The following is a 19,189-nucleotide window of genomic DNA, read 5'->3' as shown; positions in this document are numbered from 1 at the left end:
AGGTACTGGAGAATCAACAAGAAGTGGCCTGTCCGGGCAATATGGGTCATGGCTCTTGGCGCTTTGCTGTATCTGATACTCCGCCCCATGTATTGCGATTACACGGATCGCGCCCGGCTTGCTGAAATCATCGTTTTGAGTTCCTCTGCGAAAGATGAGGTCGCCCAGGCCTTGCTTGCTGCACCGGGGAAACCTGTCTCGCTGAATGCCGAGCAATTTTTGCCTGCAGTAATGAAAATCCATTCCAGTTCGGGGGATCTGATCGAATTGGCTTATCGCAACATCACCTCCAAAGGCGAGATCCAGATTTTCAGCCCCCAATTGGGGGTGATGTTGGTTCTTACGCCACATTTGGCAGGCAAAGAAGTGAGCTGGACGTGCTGGGGGAGTCCAACCTCCAATGTGCCCGCAATGTGCCGTGGAGAGCAGCTTTCTGCGGCCCCTTAAGCCTTTATTTCCTTCAGGCAGGCGTGAATCTCACGTAGTGCATCCAGCGCGCCTTCAGGAATTGATACATTGCCGCTGCCGCGTACCTGTGCTTCATTTGGGTTGATGCGGATGAGTGGGCAGCCCAGTTGTTCGCCGAATTGCCGGATTGAGGCAATGCGTGTGCCTGCGCCTATCTCCATGACAACAGGGTTGTTGAGTTTTTCCAGCCAGACGTGAAGCCTTCCTTCCTGCTCTTCTGAACGGCTGCTCAGCCACGCCGTGTCGTTAAACATCATGACATTGGGACGTGCAATGCCATTGCAATAGGCGCAGCGCGGAAAATCGCTGATGATGCGGCAGGCATGGATATCGATTTCGGGTTGCAAGGTTTCGGCTGACCAGATGTTGCCTTGACATGGGCGCAGGCATTGCAGGTGGTGGATGCTGCCATGTATCTCCGTGATGCGGTTGGGATCGAATCCCGCCTGCTGGAAATGGCCGTCGACGTTGCTGGTGACAACATGTGCTCCTTGTGGCAGCCCTTCACTGATCTGGCGCAGCAGCGCAAACCCGGCATGGGGGGCTGTCTGGCGATACAGTTGTAATCGGTGTCCGTAGAATCCCCAGGCCAGGCGAGGGTTTTCGTGGAAGTAATGAGGCGAGGCGATCTCCTCGAAGTGGATCATGGCGTGGCCGAGCGCCGGGTAGGCGTTCCAGAAGCCATTGGTGCCACGGAAATCCGGCAAGCCAGAGTCGATGCCCATGCCTGCGCCGGAGGTAATGATCAGGCCGTCTGCGTGGGCGAGCAGTTCGGCTGCGCGCCAGATGGCATCAAGAATACTGTCCATGAGAAAAACCAGAAGTGTTCCGCATGTCTGCCGCATGGGAACAAAGTATACGATGCCTTGATTTTACATGGGCGGCGGCAGGGCGGACAAAACCTGTGTCACACGATGGGGGGTGGCGGATGCTCTCCATGATATCTTCAGCAAAATTCTCCATCCAGAGGAATGTTGGCTGCTTGTGCGCAGGAGCGATCACTTCCGCCTGGATGGCCGATTCACTGCAGGTTGGGCTGTGGCGATTTGCAGTGTAGGGGATGATGAGCCGGAGAGCGCGCAGAGAACAGGGTGAGCGGATATTTCAATATAGACGTTGAAAAGCCATGCAAGCCATATTCCTTTTTGCGTGATTAACGGCATAATTGTCACCAAGCATTGCCTGGCGTGAAACCGCAGGGCGAGCCTCCCCATGCGTGTCACTGATCACCTGCAAGAAGAGAGAAATGATGGACGCTGCGATCTTTGCCAAGACCCAGGCTGGACAGGAGGAAATCCACCAACGTACCCGTCGGCTGCATCCTCGGCTGCGATCTCTGCTGGTAGTGGTGGATGGCAAACAGGCCTCGCCGGAATTGTTGAAGGTGCTTGCCCCGGCAGGCGTGGGGCCTGAGCATTTTGAGCAGTTGCTTGAGATGGGGCTGATTGAAAAGATTGCTTCACCAGCGCCTGAGGCCGTGCAGGAGGAGGCTGGGGCTGCTGAGCCGGTTGTGCCGCAGGAGATTCCCGATGACCCAAGTGAGCGGATGATTGCGCTGTACTCGCTGTTTGGCGATACCATCAACACTTACTTCGGTTTGCGTGGTTTCAGCTACCAGATGGCTTTGGAGAAAGCCAACTCGCTGGAAGATTACGTCAACCTGGGCAATGAAATCCTCCGCGCCCTGGAAAAGATAAGAGGGGGAGAAGCCGCCTCCGAATTCAAGAGCCGGGTGAAACCTTACTTTACCTGAAGGTTGATGGGGATGACCCGACGCAGTGGTGTGGCGCGTAACTGGCGCCGCCGCTCCTTCTCGCGTTGCCAGGCACGGGCCCCGAGCAGCACGATCAGCACAAATGCATAGATGGCGGGCTGGGTGATGTCGCGCTTGACCAGCCACCAGTAGTGGACAACACTTAAAATACCTATTGCATAGACGCTGCGATGCAGCGCCTGCCATTTCCGTCCGCCCAATGCTCGAATGGCGGCATTGAAAGATGTGGCTGCCAGGGGTACCAGTAGCACGAATGCAGCAAACCCTACCGTGATGAAGGGGCGCTTGAGAATATCGTGCGCAATGCCTGCCCAGTCAAAGAACTGGTCCAGCCACAGATAGGTGGTGAAATGGAGCAGGGCGTAGAAAAAGGCATACAGCCCCAGCATGCGCCGCAGCCTCATCAGCCAGGGTAGCCCCGCTACTTGTCGCAGCGGGGTGATTGTCAGCGAGGCCAGCAATAGGCGCAATGCCCAGTCTCCGGTGCCGTGTGTGATGGCCTCAATGGGGTTGGCCCCCAGCGAATCCGTATAAAAGCGCCATGCCATGGATGTCAGGGGGATCAGGCACAGCAGGAACAAGGCGATTTTGAAGAGGGAAATCGCTGTTCGGGATGGAGTTTTCAACCAGGCGCGCATCAGAAGTTCTTTTTCAGATCCATGCCTGTGTATAAAGATGCGACTTGATCGGCATAACCGTTGAACATCAACGTTTTGCGCTTGGAGAATTCACCAATGCGTCGCTCAGTGGCCTGCGACCAGCGCGGGTGATCCACCTCGGGATTGACGTTGGAATAGAATCCATATTCCTTTGGGTTGGCCACCGCCCAGGCGGTGGCGGGCATGGCTTCTTGCAGGCGGATGCGGACGATGGACTTGGCACTCTTGAAACCATATTTCCAGGGCACGACCAAGCGGATTGGCGCGCCGTTTTGCGGCAACAACTCTTCGCCATAAAGACCCACCGCCAGAATGGCCAAAGGATGCATGGCTTCATCCATGCGCAAGCCTTCTGTGTAAGGCCATTGCAGGATGGGGTACTTGATGCCGGGCATCATCTTGCTGTCGGCCAGGGTGCTGAAGGCTACGTATTTTGCACTGCCCTGGGGTTGCACGGCACGGAGCAGGGCACTCAAAGGAAAACCCTCCCAGGGGATGACCATGGACCAGCCTTCCACACAGCGCATGCGGTAGAGGCGCTCTTCCAACGGTGCAAGTTTGAGGAGTTCTTCGATGGAGAAGCTGCGTGGCTTGTTGCACAAGCCTTCCACCACCACTGTCCAGGGGCGTGTTTTCAGCGTACCGGCGTAGTGGGCAGGGTCTTCCTTCTCTACGCCAAATTCATAGTAATTGTTGTAGCTGATGACATCCTTGCGGGGCGTGGGCTTGTCCTCAATCGGAATTTTGTTTGGAGCGATGCCGTTCAGCGCTGCTGCCAGTGCAGAGCCGCTGGTCAGTGTTGCACTGCCCAGGAGTGCGAGACTCCCGGCATGACGAATGAAATTGCGGCGTTGGTGGTAAATCTCCTGCGGCGTAATCTCCGACGGAGCAAGATCGGCGGGGCGGCGGATCAGCATGATGAATCCTTTCAGGCGCCTCCGGGGCGTCTGTTTCTCTCTGTGGGTGGGCAACTCCCGCCTGCATGGGGGGCTGTGCGAGGTGGCCTCTTGCTTAATCATGCATGGCCTTGCCCGTAAGCGCAAGCCTTTACCGTGCAGGCGTAAGTCGGGCGTAAGCATCGCCACATTCAATAGCCAGTACAAAGTTGGCAGCCGGCGAGACTGGAACCGCTAGAGGCTGTACAGCAACCAATAGAGAGAAGGAGACACACGATGGGCGCGATCAATTCAGTGCTGCAGGAACACCGCGTCTTTGAGCCGAGCGCCGAGACGGTGAGCCGGGCAACGATTTCGGGCATGGCCGCCTACAAGGCGCTGTGTGCTGAGGCCGAGGCCGACTATTCCGGCTACTGGGAGCGTTTGGCACGCGAGCATTTGAGCTGGAAAACCCCTTTCACAAAAGGCCTGAACGATAGCAATGCGCCCTTCTTCAAGTGGTTTGAAGATGGCACGCTCAATGCCAGCTATAACTGCCTGGACCGTAATCTGGAGAATGGTAACGCCGAGAAGGATGCCATCATCTTTGAGGCGGACGATGGCAAGGTACGGCGTGTCACCTATCGTGAGCTGCATGCACTGGTCTGCCGGTTTGCCAACGGGTTGAAATCGCGTGGCATCAAGAAGGGTGACCGCGTGGTGATTTATCTGCCCATGTCGGTGGAGGGGGTGGCTGCGATGTTGGCCTGCGCGCGCATCGGTGCGACCCATTCGGTGGTGTTTGGTGGTTTCTCGGCCAAGAGTTTGCAAGAGCGCATTGAGGATGCGGGTGCTGTGGCGGTGATTACGGCGGATGAGCAGTGTCGCGGTGGCAAGAATATCCCGCTCAAATCGGTTGTGGATGAGGCGCTGGGCATGGAGGGCACAGGCAGCATCCATACCGTGATCGTTTATCAGCGCACCGGTACGCCGCAAAAGACGGTGGAAGGGCGCGATGTATGGTTGCATGAGCTGCTCGCGCAGCAAGCTGAGCAATGCGAACCAGAGTGGGTAGGGGCCGAGCATCCGCTGTTTCTGCTCTACACCTCGGGTTCTACCGGCAAGCCCAAGGGGGTGCAGCATTCAACAGGGGGTTACCTGCTGCATGCTGTATTGACCATGAAATGGACCTTCGACCTCAAGCCAGAGGATGTGTTCTGGTGTACTGCCGACATCGGCTGGGTGACCGGGCATACCTATATTACATATGGCCCGCTGGCCTGTGGCGGAACTGAGATCGTGTTTGAAGGCGTGCCGACCTTCCCGGATGCCGGGCGATTCTGGAAGATGATTCAGGACCACAAGGTGAGCATCTTCTACACGGCGCCCACGGCAATCCGCTCGCTGATCAAAGCGGCAGATGTCACGGCCAGTGTGCATCCACGTAACTACAATCTGAGCAGTCTGCGCCTGTTGGGTTCGGTAGGCGAGCCGATCAACCCTGAAGCCTGGATGTGGTATTACGAGAATATTGGTGGCGCGCGGTGCCCGATTGTGGATACCTTCTGGCAGACCGAAACGGGCGGCCACATGATTACCCCGCTGCCTGGTGTAACGCCCCTCGTACCGGGCTCCTGCACTTTGCCTTTCCCTGGTATCCAGGCCGCCATCGTGGATGAAACGGGGAATGATGTGGAGTGGGGCAAGGGCGGCTTCCTGGTCGTCAAAAAGCCCTGGCCCTCTATGATTCGCAATATATGGGGCGACCCTGAGCGCTTCAAGAAGAGCTACTACCCGGTCGACTTCAGCGGCAAGCTCTACTTGGCAGGGGATGGTGCTGTACGGGATGCGACGACGGGCTACTTCACGATCATGGGGCGCATCGACGATGTGCTCAATGTGTCCGGCCATCGTTTGGGTACGATGGAAGTCGAGTCAGCCCTGGTTGCTAATCCCCTGGTGGCGGAGGCTGCGGTGGTGGGGCGCCCGGATGATCTGACGGGAGAGGCCATCGTGGCCTTTGTGGTGCTCAAGCAGGCTCGGCCAACCGGGGAGACTGCCAAAGCCTTTGCCAAGCAGCTCCAGGATTGGGTGGCCAAGGAAATCGGCCCAATTGCCAAACCCAAGGATATCCGCTTTGGCGACAATCTGCCCAAGACCCGTTCCGGCAAGATCATGCGCCGCTTGCTGCGGGCCGTGGCCAAGGGCGAAGAGATCGTGCAGGACGTATCCACCCTGGAGAACCCTGGCATCCTGGATCAACTCAAGCAAAGCATCTGAGCAGTAAAACCTTCCTGAGCCCCGTGTGGTTGGAAGCCCCACGGGGCTTGTGTTCGTCCAGATTTTGTCGCACTGGAGGGCAAATACTCCCACAAACGTGATCGGCGTGATAAAAAGTAGTCTGTATCACTAGAATGTCGTCGTGGTGCGCTGAAATCGTTCAAAGGCGCACCGCGTCTCGATGGAGAATTTGATGGGCAAACGCATCCTGATTGCTGAAAACCACGCCGATATCTCGTCGGGTATAGAATTTTTGCTGCGCCATGAAGGTCACGATGTCGAGGTGGTTTGCAGCGCAAGTGACGCAATCGAGCGTGTGGAAGACTTCTGGCCGGATCTTGCCTTCATTGAAGTCGCCTTGCCGGACCGCAGTGGCTTGGCGCTCTGCAGGGAACTGCGGGCATTGCCTAATGACAGCCAACCCTACATCGTGTTGTTCTCCAACTCGCGCCGGGAAGAGGTGCAGGCCTCATCTGGGGCCGCCGGGGCGGATGATCTGGTGATTCTCCCGTTTGTGACCCTTGATCTCCTGGCTCGTCTGCGCCCGCACCTTGAAGAACATGTAACCGAGCGTTGACGCGCCTTCTGGCGGTGTTTGGTGGACAATTTGTTGTGCAGGCAGCTTGATTCTGCTGCGGAATTACCCATTCCTGCCGTAAATGTATGAGAGCTGGCCCAAATGGGCGAGCTGTAGCGTATCCATACACGGTACAGGGGCTTCATGCATACATTGGGGCAGCACCTTACATGCAAGATAGCGGGGAGATTCGCTGGAATCCCCTCGCGGCTATTGCTTTTGTGCCTGGCCCTGTTACTGCTCGTCCCGGTTGGGGCAGTTGTCGTCTATCACCAGGAATTGGCCGAGTCGGAAGCCCACTATCGCACGGTGCTCTCGGCGATGGTCCGCTTCAAGGCCGGGCAAGTTGAATTGCGCCGACGACGCCTGAGCAACGATTCCAGCGCGATGATGCTGTACGAGGGGCTGATTGAGGCCTGTCGGCGCTTCCAGGAGGCGCCAAGCGATTCTGCGCGCGAGGCCATTTTGAATCGGTTTGCCGGGTTGCGCAAAGTCTACGGCTATCGCTCAATCAGCCTTCTTTCTACAAACGGACGCTTTCTGCTGCGCCAGGGCGAGCAGATGGACATGAATCTGCCAGATCACGAGCAGCTGTTTCGTGCGGCCATTCAAAACCGGGAAGTCGTTAATACAGACCTGTATTACGATGGCACCGGCAAACTGCGGTGGGACTATATCGTGCCTCTTTTTGGCCCCATGCCTGCGGAGTCCGCTGTCGGCTTTCTTGTTCTCAGCCTGGATACCAATGCCGAGCTGATTCAATTGATGGCAGACTGGCCCCTGTCTGTGCAACAGGGCGAATTCATTCTGGCCCGCCGTGATGTTGGCAACCTGCTTATGTTGGTGCCACCGCGTTCAGCGAATGAACCCCCGATGATGCTGCATTTGGCGCCGCAAGATCCGGGAGCCGGTCTTTTTTCAAATGCAGGAGAGACTGTACACGGCACGGACCATCGCGGTGTCAGCGTGTTCGGGGTGACCAGCCCGGTGGCCAATTCCAACTGGATGTTGTTGGCCAAGGTTGATCAAGCGGACGTTTCCCAGGCGCCGCTGCGCCAGACCTATGTATTTATTCTTCTATCCTTGGGATTTGTTGGCCTGTTGTGCACCTTGCTATTGCGTATGTGGCGTCAATCCAGCCGGGTGCAGGTCTACGAGGCCGAGGCACGCCATGTGGCCGATCAGCGCCTGCTACAGCAGTTTTTCGAATTGCCCTTTATCGGCATGGCGATCTATGGTGTGGAAGATGCCAAATGGTTGAGAGTCAATGCCTGTCTGGCACGCATGCTGGGGCAGGCGGCAGATGGGCAGACTTTGTGCAACCTGGGCGATGCCATCAGTACCGGGCAGCAACCTCGCTTCCAGGCATTGCTGCTGGAAGTGATCGATGGTCAGCTGGCAGAGGGATTTCAGGGCTTGTTCAGTTTGATGAGCGCGACGAATGAAGAACGCCATGTGCATATCAATGTACGGCCCGTGTTCAATGCTGCTGGCAAGATCGGCTCCCTGTTAGCGACAGTGGAAGACGTAACCGCACGACACCGCGATGAAAGCCTGTTGCGCCAGAACGAATCGCGGCTGCGCGCTATTTTTGAACATGCTGGTGTGGGGATTGGGGTGCTGGATAGCACTGGCCGTTGGCAGCGGGTCAATCAGCGCCTGTGCGACATTGTTGACCACTCTGAAGCTGAGATGTTGCAGATGACGTATGTCGATATCAGCCACCCGGATGATATGCGCATCAATCAGATGGCGCTCAGTCAGACATGGTTTGAAGGCAAGACTGTTCATGGATATGAGAAACGCTATATCCGCCAAGATGGGACCTTCGTGTGGGTAGAGGTGAATCTATCTGCCTTTGAAGAAGGTGGTGTATCTTATGTTCTGGCTGTTGTCATTGATATTTCTGCGCGCAAGAATGCGGAAGAAGAATTGACGGCCCAAAAACAACGGCTGCAAAGGGCTGAGTGTATAGCCAATTTCGGCAACTGGGAGATTGACCTAAAAACCAGGCGTATTCGTGCTTCGGCGGGCGCTGCAGCCATTTATGGCCTGAATGGTGGTGATTGGCCGTTGGAGCAGGTGCGGGGCCTAGCGTTTGAAGAAGACCGCCCAAGGCTGGAAGCTGCCATCGATGAACTCGTCCATCATGGAAAGGGCTTCAATCTGGAGTTCAAGATCAGGCGCCAGAGTGACGGGCGTATTCTTGTTCTGCATTCGGTTGCTGAATATGACATTGAGCATCAAACGGTTTTTGGTGTGATTCACGACATCACGGAGCGCAAACAATTTGAGCAAAGGCTCGAATACCTCGCACTTTACGACCAGCTTACCGCCTTGCCCAATCGGCAGATGTTCATCCAACGGTTGGATCAATCTCTTTCCCGGCTACGCCGTCAGCATGGTCGCCTCGCGGTGCTGATGCTCGATCTGGACCGCTTCAAGGATATCAACGACAGCTATGGGCATACAGCGGGTGACGAATTGCTCCGCCAGGTCGCCAACCTGCTGCGTAGCCGCCTGAGGAGTGAGGATGTGTTGGCCCGTCTGGGGGGCGACGAATTCGCCATATTGATCGAAGACGTATCCAGTACGCGTGGTATCGACCGGGTCGCCAGCGCATTGCAGGAAGTTCTGCGCGGCAATCGGGACCTGGGAATTGGGGCAGGGGCCGAAATCGGCGTCAGCATCGGTATCAGCCTTTACCCTGACCACGCCGAGGGCACTGTTGAACTCATGCAGCATGCGGACGCCGCACTGAATCTTGCCAAGGCAGAAGGGCGCAACACCTTCCGCTATTACACTGAAGCACTTACGGCAGCCTCGCGCAAACGCCTCTCCTATGAATCCAGATTGCATAGGGCGCTGGCCAATGGAGATGAATTCCAGGTGTATTACCAGCCCCAGTGGGATATGCACACTGGCGCTCTGCATGGCGCGGAAGCTCTGATACGCTGGAATGATCCAGATGAAGGGATGATTCCCCCGAGTGAGTTCATCCCCGTTGCAGAAGAGGCAGGATTGATCAACCCCATTACCGACTGGGTGCTCGATACTGCGTGCACTTTCTGCTGCCAGAACGGGATTGCGACTCAGGCAGGCATCCGCCTGGCAGTCAATCTGTCGCCACGCTCTTTCTCTGACCCCAAGCTCGCCCAACGCATCTTTGACACCATCAACAGGACGGGTTATCCCGCCAGCATGCTTGAGTTGGAACTTACCGAAAGTGCGCTGATGCGCGAAGGCGCCAGTGCACTGGAAACGCTCAATGCACTGCGCAATACCGGGGTCAAGCTGGCGCTGGACGATTTTGGCACCGGATACTCCTCGCTCGCCTACCTGCGCCGCTTCCCGCTTGATGTGCTGAAAATCGACAAGTGCTTTGTCGATGCGCTCAACGAACAAAGGAGTGGGGTTGATATCGTGACCGCAATTATCGACCTGGCTCACATGCTTGGGTTCAAGGCGCTTGCCGAAGGCGTGGAGAACCAAGCCCAAGCCCAAGTCCTCATCCAGAGTGGTTGCGACTACTACCAAGGCTACCTAGGGAGCAGGCCACTCCCCGGCCCCAGCTATCTGGAACTTGTCCACAAACACCGCCCCGACATGCAGCGGTCCGCTCACCCCACACTCGCCGCTGCCAACACTGGGCCAGATAGGTAGGGGTTGCTGCCGAAGCCGCTTTGCAATACAAACCACTTTTCTTTTTTTAAAATTGTGCTATAGTTACGGGCTTCCACGGAGAGGTGGATGAGTGGTTTAAGTCGCACGCCTGGAAAGCGTGTTTAGGGTAATACCCTAACGCGGGTTCGAATCCCGCCCTCTCCGCCAGAATTCTGGCAAAAGCCCTGATGCGTCAGGGCTTTTTCTTTGCTGCTTGGTTTGTATGGCACAATGTCGGGATCTAGCCTTGTCTCGGAGTCATACGAATGACTTCCCTAATTAGGCCCGGTGATCAGGATCGCAGATTTCTCTGTCGTATGGCACTGAAGGAATCTTGTAAGTTACTCCGGATGATTGGTATCGCTTCCCATCGTGAGGTTGAGCATACCTAGATCATCATTTTCTCGGACCAAATTCCCTGTAAAGCACAATAGTTGATTGATTACGTGTTTGTCACGATTTGGCGCATGTCCTTTTGAATTGGATAAAAACGCAAAACTGCAAAACGTGTTGGGCACGATTTGCAGTTTTGTGAGGTGGTTTTCTATCTGGGTTGCTGTGCTTGCTGATGGTGATGCGGTAATACGTGTTGTTTGAGGAAGGCGAGGATGTCATCCACATAGGTGAAGACGACTGGAATTACCAGGAGGCTGAGTGCCGTGGATGTGAGCAGGCCGCCGATGACTACAATGGCCATGGGTTGGCGGAAGCTGGGGTCGGCACCCATGCCCATGGCAATCGGGAGCATGCCGGCGCCCATGGCGATGGTTGTCATCAGGATGGGGCGGGCGCGCTTGTGGCAGGCGTCAAGCAGGGCGTCAAACCGTGATAAGCCATGCTCCCGCCTTGCCATGATGGCGTATTCCACGAGCAATATCGAGTTCTTGGTGACAATCCCCATCAGCATCAGCAAGCCGATTACCGTTGGCATGGATAGCGAACTGTGGGTGATCAGCAGTGCGAGCAGGGCTCCTCCTACCGATAAGGGGAGTGCTGCCAGGATGGTGGCGGGTTGCAGGAAGTCGTGGAAGAGCAATACCAACACTGTGTAGATGCATAGTATGCCAACGGCCATGGCTAGGCCGAAGCTGCCAAACAGTTCGCTCATGCGTTGCAGTTCGCCTTGCTGGACTTCATGCACGCCTTGCGGGAGTTTGCGCATGGAGGGCAATTGGCGGACTTCATTCATCACTTCACCCAGTGAGCGTCCGTTCAATTCCACCGAGAGGGTGACGTTGCGTGAGCGATCCAGACGGTCGATCTGTGATGCACCGCTGCCCATGCTGATATCCGCAACAGATGACAGGGCTATCTGTCCATTTGTGCCCGCCACACGGAGTTGGGCGATCTTGTCCAGGTCACTACGGGTTTGGGGATCGATACGCAGGCGCACATTGATTTGGCGCTGTGGCAGATTGAGTTTGCCCAGGCTCGACGAATAGTCACCATAGGTTGCCATGCGCACGGCCTCGGCGAGCGCTTCTACAGTGACACCCAGTTCGGCTGCGCGAGCGTAATTGGGGCGAATCTGGATTTCAGGGCGTTGTAGTGCCGCGCCTGAGGTGACGTTGCCAACACCCTTGAGGGTGCGCATATCGCGTTCTACAGCGGCGGCTGCGGTTTCCAGTAGTTGAGAATCGTCGCTGGCTAGGGTGACGTCCAGCTTTTCGCCATTACCCCCGCGTCCAACGGAGAACTTGGCCCCGGGAATCTGGCTGAGGACTTGGCGGATCTGGTCTTCGGCTACCGACTGTTTGGCGCGATGCCCGCGTGCTTGCAGATCGACAATCAGCGTTGCGCTGCGCTCATCACTGGTACTGGTAGCATCCAGCCCGCCGCCGGTGCTGGCGGTGCCCACTGAGGCAAATACGTGCACCACGTCTGGCATCTTGCGTAAGAGCGCATCGGCTTTTAAAACCTCTGCTGCCGTGTCTTCCAGAGGGCTGCCGGGGGTCAATTCGATGGAAACCCGGGTTTGCCCGTCATCCATTGCCGGCATGAAACCTGTTTTGAGCAGCGGAATCAGTGCAAGTGAGCCCGCAAAGAAAACCAGTGCCGCAGCGACAATTGTTTTGCGATGGTTGAGTCCATAGCGCACCCAGCCCAGGTAGCGCGTCATGACAGAGGAATCCTGACTTGAATGGTCGCGCTTTTTCATGAAGTAGGCGGCCATCATCGGCGTGAGCAGACGTGCTACCAGTAGTGAGGCTAGCACTGCCACGGCAGCCGTGACGCCGAACTGCCGGAAAATCTTGCCCGGAATGCCACCCATGAATGCGGTGGGCAAAAAGACTGCGACCAAGGTGAAGGTGGTGGCGATCACCGCCAGGCCGATTTCATCAGCGGCCTCCATGGCAGCCTGATATGGGGTTTTGCCCATGTTCAGGTGGCGTGCGATGTTCTCAACCTCTACAATCGCGTCGTCAACCAGGATGCCTACGACCAGTGCCAGAGCCAGTAGCGAGATGGTATTCAGGCTGAAGCTTGCCAGATACATCACAATGAAGGTTGGCACAATGGAAAGCGGTAGAGCTGTGGCCGAGATCAGCGTGGCCCGCCAGTCGCGCAGGAAGAGCCATACCACCACCACGGCCAGGATCGCGCCTTCAAGCAACAAGTGCATGGAGCCCTGGTAGTTATCCTTGATAGGTTCGATGGTGGTGCTGGCTTCCTTGATCTTGACTTCGGGGTGGGATGCCGAGAACTGTTGCACGGCTTCACGTACCGATTCTGCCACCCCCACGTCAGAGAACCCCAAGGCTCGCTTGATCTGGAAGCCGATCACGTTTTTGCCATCGGCATACGCCAGGGTGCTGCGGTCGGCGATCGTGTCATTGATCTTGGCGATCTGATCCAGGTGTACGCTGCGCCCGTCTGCGAGCGGAATGCTCAAGGCTGCCACTTCCGCAGCGGTATGTACTGCGCCAAGGGTACGCAGGGACTGTACCGCCTTGCCGACTTCACCACGGCCACCAGAGGCATCTTTTTGCACTGCCTTGAGTTGGGTGGATACGTCGCTGAGCGTAACACCCATCCCCGCCATCAGCGCAGGGTCCAAATCGATATGCACTTCACGATCCACCCCTCCGACTCGGGAGACGCTGGAGACGCCTTTCACGGTGAGCATGGCTTTGGCCACGTCATTGTCGACGAACCAGGACAGTTCATCTTCACTCAGATTGGGTGCTTCAATCGTATAGGTCAGTAGCGCTGAACTGGCCGTGGTGACCTTGGATACCGTTGGCGTATTCATGCTTGAAGGCAGGTCCGCCTTGGCTGAATCAACGGCGTTGCGCACTTCATTGAGTGCGGCCTCGCTGTTTTTGTCAATTTCGAATGAGACGCTGATCGATACCGAGCCATCGGTGACGGTGGTGGTGATGTGATCAAGTTTGGTCAGCGATGCAAGCTTGTTTTCGATCTTGCGGGCCACCTCGGTTTCCAACTGCGCGGGGGCAGCACCTTCGAGCGAAGCGGAAATCGTGATGGTGGGTAGATCCATGTCCGGGAAGTCCTGGATGCCCAGCTTATGCAGGCTATATACGCCGAATACGGTGAGCAGAACGAACAGCAGCAGCGAGGGGACAGGGTTGCGGATGGACCAGGCGGAGAAGTTCATGACTTCTCCTTGCCGGTGCTGACGTTGACCAGATCACCATCTGCCAGGAAAGCACCGCCGGATTTCACCACATGGGCCGTTGTGTTCAGGCCCGTAGTAATTTCCACCAGGCCATCGTGGTGGCGCCCAGTGCCGACTGTACGGCGAACAACCTTGTTACCCGCACCCACTTCAAATACGTAGCTATGCCCGTCTCGCATTACCAAGGCGGATTCAGGGATGGTGAGTGCGAATTGCATGCCAACAGCAATTCTGCCGCTGGAGAACATCCCTGCGTTTGCCTTGTCATCTTGTGGCAGGCTGACGTATACGTAGGCGCGACTGGTGGAAGTTGAGAGGGTTGGGGCGGCAACGCGCACCATGCCGTTCAGGCGTTTTCCACCTGGAAGATCAATCTCTGCAAGCTGGCCTGTCTGCACCATGCCTAATTGCTTAGCATCCACCTCGGCACGCCATTCCAGGCGGTTCTGGCGAACCATGCGATAGAGTTCGGTGCCGCTGCTGACTACTTGGCCCAGCACAGCACTACGGGAGCTGATGACGCCATCATCTGGTGCGACAATCCGGGTCTGCTTGAGAATGACTTTTTCCGACGCCAGTTGGGCATCGGCCAGATCGACTGCTGCCTGTGCAGTCTGTTCTGTGATCAGGTACTCGTTAATTGTCTGTTCAGACAATGCACCGCTCCCGCGTACGGTACGGGCGCGATCGGCGTTGGCCTTGGCTTGCGCAAGACTGGCACGGGCCGAAGCGAGGGAAGCTTCATACCTGCGCACATCCGCGAGTACGGATTCCTGTGCGAGTTCCGCCAGGAGTTGCCCGCGTTTGACGCGTTCCCCCACGTCTGCATGTAGAGTTGTGATGCGTAGCCCCCCGGTTTCAGCGCCCACGATGGCTTCCTGCCAGGCAATCAATGTGCCATTGGCATTGATCTGCAAAGGCCATTGCATTGTGCCGGGGAGAACCGTGGACACGCTGAGCACAGCTTTTGCCGGAGCCGCGACGGGCTCGCCAGCCTGTACAGGCTGCTGATGCGTTATCAGCACTGCGGCACCGGTCAGCATGGCCAGAGCGCTGGCGATCAGGATTTTACGTTTGAGGATATTCACTGCGCATCTCCTTGCGTGTTGCTTGTGCCTGAGGCTTGCCAGCCTCCACCCAGGGCTTTGTAGAGGGCGATCCAGTATTCAAGGCGGTTTTGCTGCAATTGCAGCAGACTCAGGTCGGCAGAGATCGCCGAGCGTCTGGCGGTTTCCAGATCCAGTTGGCTGGTGCCACCTGCCTGCCAGTTGATTTGCGTAGCCTGGAAGTATGCGCGATAGCCATCGGCGCTTTGGCGCAGCTCCTCTTCGCGGCTGGCTGCTTTGTCCAGCCGTACCAGGGCTTGTTCGACTTCCTTGACGGCATCCCGTACCGTTTGCTGATAGCTGGCAAGGGCGCTGTCATAATCGGCCTTGGCACTCTTGATGTTGGCTGAGATCGTGCCACCATCAAAAATCGGCAGGCTCAGGCTGGGGCCGAAAGACCAGGGTTGCGTGGGGCTGCTGCCTTGGCTGGCATTGATTCCGATGCTCCCAGTCAGGCTCAGGCTGGGCCAACGGGCCGCTTCAGCCACACCGATCAAGGCACTGGCAGAGGCCACCGCACGTTCGGCGGAGACCACATCGGGGCGCAGGGAGAGCAGCGCCGCAGGCACGCTGGAGACTTGTAGCGCGGCGGGTTCGGGTAAGCGGACCTGGCCTTGTGCCAGGGTATTGCGTAAATCGGGTTCCTGCATGCCGGTGAGGTTCACCAAGGTTTTGACCAGTACATCGCATTCGGCTTGTTGTGATAAGGCGCTGGCGCGGGTGCTGGCGGCGGATGCTTCGGCCAGACGGGCATCCGCTGTCGAGGAGAAGCCTGCCTGGGCGGAGACGTGGGTGATCTGTGCTGTCTTGGCCTGCGAGTCGGCTTCATCCTCGTAGTATTTCTGGATGATTTGGCATGCTCGGTAATCCACATAATCTACGGCGACTTCTGCCGCCAGTGATACGCGTGCGTCATGCCAGTCTGCAATGCGTGCGTCAAGCAAGGCATCGGCAGACTCTACGGAACGACGTACCTTGCCGAAGAGATCCAGTTCCCAACTCGCATCCAATGCTGTGCTGGCCGTCCGGCTGATGCCAGAGTTGCCACGAAGCGAGCCGGATTCGCTGCCTGATGCGTTTGCAGTGAGGCTGGGCCAGCCATTTGCTGCAGATGAGCTGCGGCTGGCGCGGGCCTTCTCAATGCTTGCGGCTGCCTTGGCCAAGCTTGGGCTGCTGGCCTGGGCGGCCTTGAGCAATTGAGTGAGTTCGGGGTCGTTGAACTGTGCCCACCAATCATTCAACGTGCTGGTTTGCTCAGAGCTGGGGCGGGGGGCTTGCCAGTTCTCCGGAACAGGGGTGGTGGGCTGGCGATAATCCGGCCCTACGGCGCAGGCGGCGAGTAGCGCGCAGATCAGCAGCGGCCAGATGATACGGGGGAGTTTCATAATTGTTTTGCGATGCTTACAAACGTGGCGAAGCATAGCAACCCCCACAGTAATGAATAAGCTGGTACAAATCGAATGCAATCATGTATAAAATCGAACAATGATTGATAAACTTCGAAGTATGGCCGTATTCACCAAGGTGGCTGAATTGGGTTCATTTCGCCGGGCGGCGGAGCGCTTGAACCTGTCGGCTTCGGTGGTGAGCCACCACGTTACCCAGCTGGAAGCCCAGCTGGGCGTGCAATTGCTCTTCCGCTCGACTCGTCATGTTGTGTTGACGCATGAGGGGCAAGGCTTCTACGGCTCTTGTTGTGCCATGCTCCAGGCGGCCGAGGAGGCGCTTGAAGGCTTGCGAGGTCAGGATCAGGAACTCAGTGGCAAGCTTGTCATCGTGGCACCTGCGCTTTTTTCTTCGGGGCCGTTTTTACAGGATATAACGTCTTTTTGCCAGCTTTATCCCAAGGTGCAAATCCAGTTGGAGTTTGATGATTCCCCACGCAATCTGGTACAGGATGGGATTGATATCTCAATCAGCCTGGAACCTGAAAGCAGTGCGCTGATGGTGTGTACGGAAATGTTCAGGCACCGCCCAGGGTTGTACGCCGCACCTGCATATCTGCAAGGGTTTGGAGCAATCCACAGAGTAGAGGATCTGAATCATGTTGATTGGGTATGCCATAATCGTGACGTGCATATGGTATTGCGAAAGGAGGGCGGGCAGTCTGTTCAAATTGATCCGACTCCACGCTTGTCGGTCAATAGTATTGCAGCGCTGCATGAGTTGGTGCTCAGTGGGCTTGGCGTGGCCCAGCTGCCTGGACTGCTGGCCAGGGTAGATGTTGACAAGGGGGTACTGGTGCCGGTTTTGCCAGATTGGCGTTGTGATTCGGGGGGCTGTTACCTTGTGTATTCAGCAAAAGCCAAGGCACATTCACTGACGTTGCGGTTTGTGGAATTCCTGTCGGAACGGGTGCGACGAGGATTCGTGAAGGATAAACAGTCTCAGTTCGATACCGAATAATGGAGCGAGTCCTATTTAACCGTTAACTTCAAAAGAGAGACCGGGATGGTGTTCATCGCCGGTTACTGTGCGGGTGCGCAGAGGTGGCATTGTGATCCGTGAGCTTGCATCGGGGTTGGCTCTGGTCGGGTGGTGTGTGTTCACACTGGTCGCGTTAGGCGCATTATCATGCGCTCTGCGATAGAGGGGACAAACACATGAGCAAACACTACGTCCTGGCGCTTGACCAGGGCACAACAAGCTCTCGCGCCATTCTGTTCGACCATTCCGGCAATGCTGTGGGTATGGCACAGAAGGAGTTTGAGCAGATTTACCCCAAGGCAGGATGGGTAGAGCACGACGCCATGGAGATCTGGGGCACCCAGAGCGGTGTGGCACGCGAGGTGCTGGAGAAAACGGGAACGCGCCCGGAAGAAGTGGCGGCCATTGGTATCGCCAATCAGCGAGAAACGACCGTGGTGTGGGACAAGGCCACGGGCAAGCCGATCTACCACGCAATTGTCTGGCAGTGTCGGCGCACAGCAGCGATCTGCGATGAACTCAAGGCCAAAGGCATGGCCGACTATATTCGTGAGGCGACCGGCCTGGTGATTGACGCCTATTTTTCCGCCACCAAGATCAAGTGGATTCTGGACCATGTGGCAGGTGCACGTGAGCGGGCTCGGCGGGGTGAATTGCTGTTTGGCAACATCGATACCTGGTTGATCTGGAACCTCACACGCGGCAAGGCGCACGTTACCGATTATTCCAACGCCTCGCGCACCATGCTGTTCAACATAGCCACCCTGCAATGGGATGAACGCATTCTCGCTGAACTGGATATTCCGATTGCCATGCTACCGGCGGTTAAACCCTCCAGCTGTGTGTATGGATACACGGATGCCCATACCTTTGGTGGTGCGGAAATACCCATTGCCGGTGATGCGGGGGACCAGCAGGCAGCACTGTTTGGCCAAGCCTGTTTTGCCGATGGCATGGCGAAGAATACCTATGGCACAGGGTGTTTCATGTTGATGAATACCGGCCATAACCGGGTGCCATCACGCAATGGCCTACTGACCACGATTGCCTGGGGGGTGGATGGAGAAGTGGAATATGCCCTGGAAGGCAGCATTTTTGTGGCCGGGGCCTTGGTGCAATGGTTACGCGATGAACTGCGAATCATTGAGCATGCTGCACAGTCTGAAGAATTGGCAACCAGTGTGACAGATAGCAACGGTGTCTATGTTGTACCTGCTTTTGTTGGCTTGGGCGCGCCGTATTGGGACATGTATGCACGGGGCGCTATTGTTGGCCTGACCCGTGGCACCAATCGCAATCATATTGTCCGGGCCGCGCTGGAAGCGATTGCACTGCAGACCAAAGATGTGTTGCAGGCCATGGAGGAAGACTCGGGCATCAAACTCAAGGCGCTCAAGGTGGATGGTGGGGCGGTTGCGAATAACTTCTTGATGCAGTTCCAGTCAGACATCCTGGGTGTTCCCGTTGATCGCCCGCAGGTGACTGAAACCACTGCGATGGGGGCTGCTTTCCTGGCCGGGCTGGCCGTGGGGTTCTGGCAGAACAAGGCAGAGATTGCCGCCAAGTGGAACGTAGACCATTGCTTCATGCCAAGCATGGATGAGAGCACGCGTAGCCGTCTGTATGCTGGATGGATGAAGGCGGTGGAGCGCTCACGGGCCTGGGAAGACGCATAAAAAAGGCCGTTTGCCTCAAAAAGAAGCAAACGGCCAGACGCTAC

13 protein-coding genes and 1 tRNA gene are annotated in these 19,189 nt (G+C 56.7%); 8 read left to right on the top strand and 6 right to left on the bottom strand.

Features of this window, described 5'->3' with window-relative positions; translation table 11 throughout:
• Positions 1–48: 48 nt before the first annotated feature.
• Positions 49–447: a pilin gene (locus B145_RS0118030; RefSeq protein WP_018609209.1), complete on the top strand. Its 399-nt coding sequence runs from the start codon at positions 49–51 to the stop codon at positions 445–447.
• Here the strand turns inward: B145_RS0118030 and B145_RS0118025 are convergent.
• Positions 444–1,277 (bottom strand): SIR2 family NAD-dependent protein deacylase, encoded by an 834-nt coding sequence (locus B145_RS0118025; protein WP_018609208.1) that lies wholly within the window; start codon positions 1,275–1,277, stop codon positions 444–446. The genes B145_RS0118030 and B145_RS0118025 overlap by 4 nt on opposite strands.
• Positions 1,278–1,714: 437 nt before the next feature.
• Here B145_RS0118025 and B145_RS0118015 point away from each other — a divergent pair, with 437 nt between their 5' ends.
• Positions 1,715–2,221: a hypothetical protein gene (locus tag B145_RS0118015; RefSeq protein WP_018609206.1), complete on the top strand. Its 507-nt coding sequence runs from the start codon at positions 1,715–1,717 to the stop codon at positions 2,219–2,221.
• Here the strand turns inward: B145_RS0118015 and B145_RS0118010 are convergent.
• Positions 2,209–2,880, bottom strand: coding sequence for a protein-methionine-sulfoxide reductase heme-binding subunit MsrQ (locus B145_RS0118010; protein WP_018609205.1), 672 nt, complete (start codon positions 2,878–2,880; stop codon positions 2,209–2,211). The genes B145_RS0118015 and B145_RS0118010 overlap by 13 nt on opposite strands.
• Positions 2,880–3,818 carry a protein-methionine-sulfoxide reductase catalytic subunit MsrP gene (gene msrP / locus B145_RS0118005; protein ID WP_018609204.1) on the bottom strand — a complete coding sequence of 313 codons (939 nt, stop codon included), beginning with the start codon at positions 3,816–3,818 and terminating at the stop codon, positions 2,880–2,882. The genes B145_RS0118010 and msrP overlap by 1 nt, the downstream gene beginning before the upstream one ends.
• Positions 3,819–4,073: 255 nt before the next feature.
• Here msrP and acs point away from each other — a divergent pair, with 255 nt between their 5' ends.
• The 4 genes from acs (at position 4,074) to B145_RS0117985 (ending at position 10,464) form a co-directional block, all read left to right on the top strand.
• Positions 4,074–6,056 carry an acetate--CoA ligase gene (gene acs, locus B145_RS0118000; RefSeq protein ID WP_018609202.1) on the top strand — a complete coding sequence of 661 codons (1,983 nt, stop codon included), beginning with the start codon at positions 4,074–4,076 and terminating at the stop codon, positions 6,054–6,056.
• 193 nt (positions 6,057–6,249) lie between these two features.
• A complete protein-coding gene (locus tag B145_RS0117995; RefSeq protein ID WP_018609200.1) occupies positions 6,250–6,633 on the top strand; it encodes a response regulator transcription factor in 384 nt (127 codons plus the stop codon).
• A gap of 213 nt (positions 6,634–6,846) precedes the next feature.
• Positions 6,847–10,296: a bifunctional diguanylate cyclase/phosphodiesterase gene (locus B145_RS27700; protein WP_169558563.1), complete on the top strand. Its 3,450-nt coding sequence runs from the start codon at positions 6,847–6,849 to the stop codon at positions 10,294–10,296.
• Between the two features lie 77 nt (positions 10,297–10,373).
• A tRNA-Ser gene (locus B145_RS0117985) sits at positions 10,374–10,464 on the top strand.
• A gap of 376 nt (positions 10,465–10,840) precedes the next feature.
• On the opposite strand, the gene B145_RS26200 is transcribed toward B145_RS0117985, so the two are convergent.
• The 3 genes from B145_RS26200 to B145_RS0117970 are packed head-to-tail and all read right to left on the bottom strand — an operon-like array spanning position 10,841 to position 16,427.
• On the bottom strand, positions 10,841–13,915 hold the full coding sequence (locus B145_RS26200; protein WP_018609196.1) for an efflux RND transporter permease subunit: 3,075 nt from the start codon (positions 13,913–13,915) through the stop codon (positions 10,841–10,843).
• Complete coding sequence (locus B145_RS0117975; protein WP_018609195.1) at positions 13,912–15,024, bottom strand: efflux RND transporter periplasmic adaptor subunit; 1,113 nt, start codon at positions 15,022–15,024, stop codon at positions 13,912–13,914. Before B145_RS0117975 ends, B145_RS26200 begins: the two co-directional genes overlap by 4 nt.
• On the bottom strand, positions 15,021–16,427 hold the full coding sequence (locus B145_RS0117970) for an efflux transporter outer membrane subunit (protein WP_018609194.1): 1,407 nt from the start codon (positions 16,425–16,427) through the stop codon (positions 15,021–15,023). Before B145_RS0117970 ends, B145_RS0117975 begins: the two co-directional genes overlap by 4 nt.
• A 100-nt stretch (positions 16,428–16,527) precedes the next feature.
• On the opposite strand from B145_RS0117970, the gene B145_RS26195 reads away from it, so the two are divergent.
• Positions 16,528–17,448: a LysR family transcriptional regulator gene (locus tag B145_RS26195; protein ID WP_083917804.1), complete on the top strand. Its 921-nt coding sequence runs from the start codon at positions 16,528–16,530 to the stop codon at positions 17,446–17,448.
• A gap of 197 nt (positions 17,449–17,645) precedes the next feature.
• Positions 17,646–19,145, top strand: a complete 1,500-nt coding sequence (gene glpK, locus B145_RS0117960) for a glycerol kinase GlpK (RefSeq protein ID WP_018609192.1) — start codon at positions 17,646–17,648, stop codon at positions 19,143–19,145.
• Positions 19,146–19,189 lie beyond the last annotated feature (44 nt).

The sequence above is a fragment of the Uliginosibacterium gangwonense DSM 18521 genome (assembly GCF_000373965.1).
Taxonomy (GTDB): Bacteria; Pseudomonadota; Gammaproteobacteria; order Burkholderiales; family Rhodocyclaceae; genus Uliginosibacterium; species Uliginosibacterium gangwonense.
The sequence above is the reverse complement of the archived record's forward strand: the minus strand, read 5'-3'. Positions and strand labels throughout refer to the sequence as shown.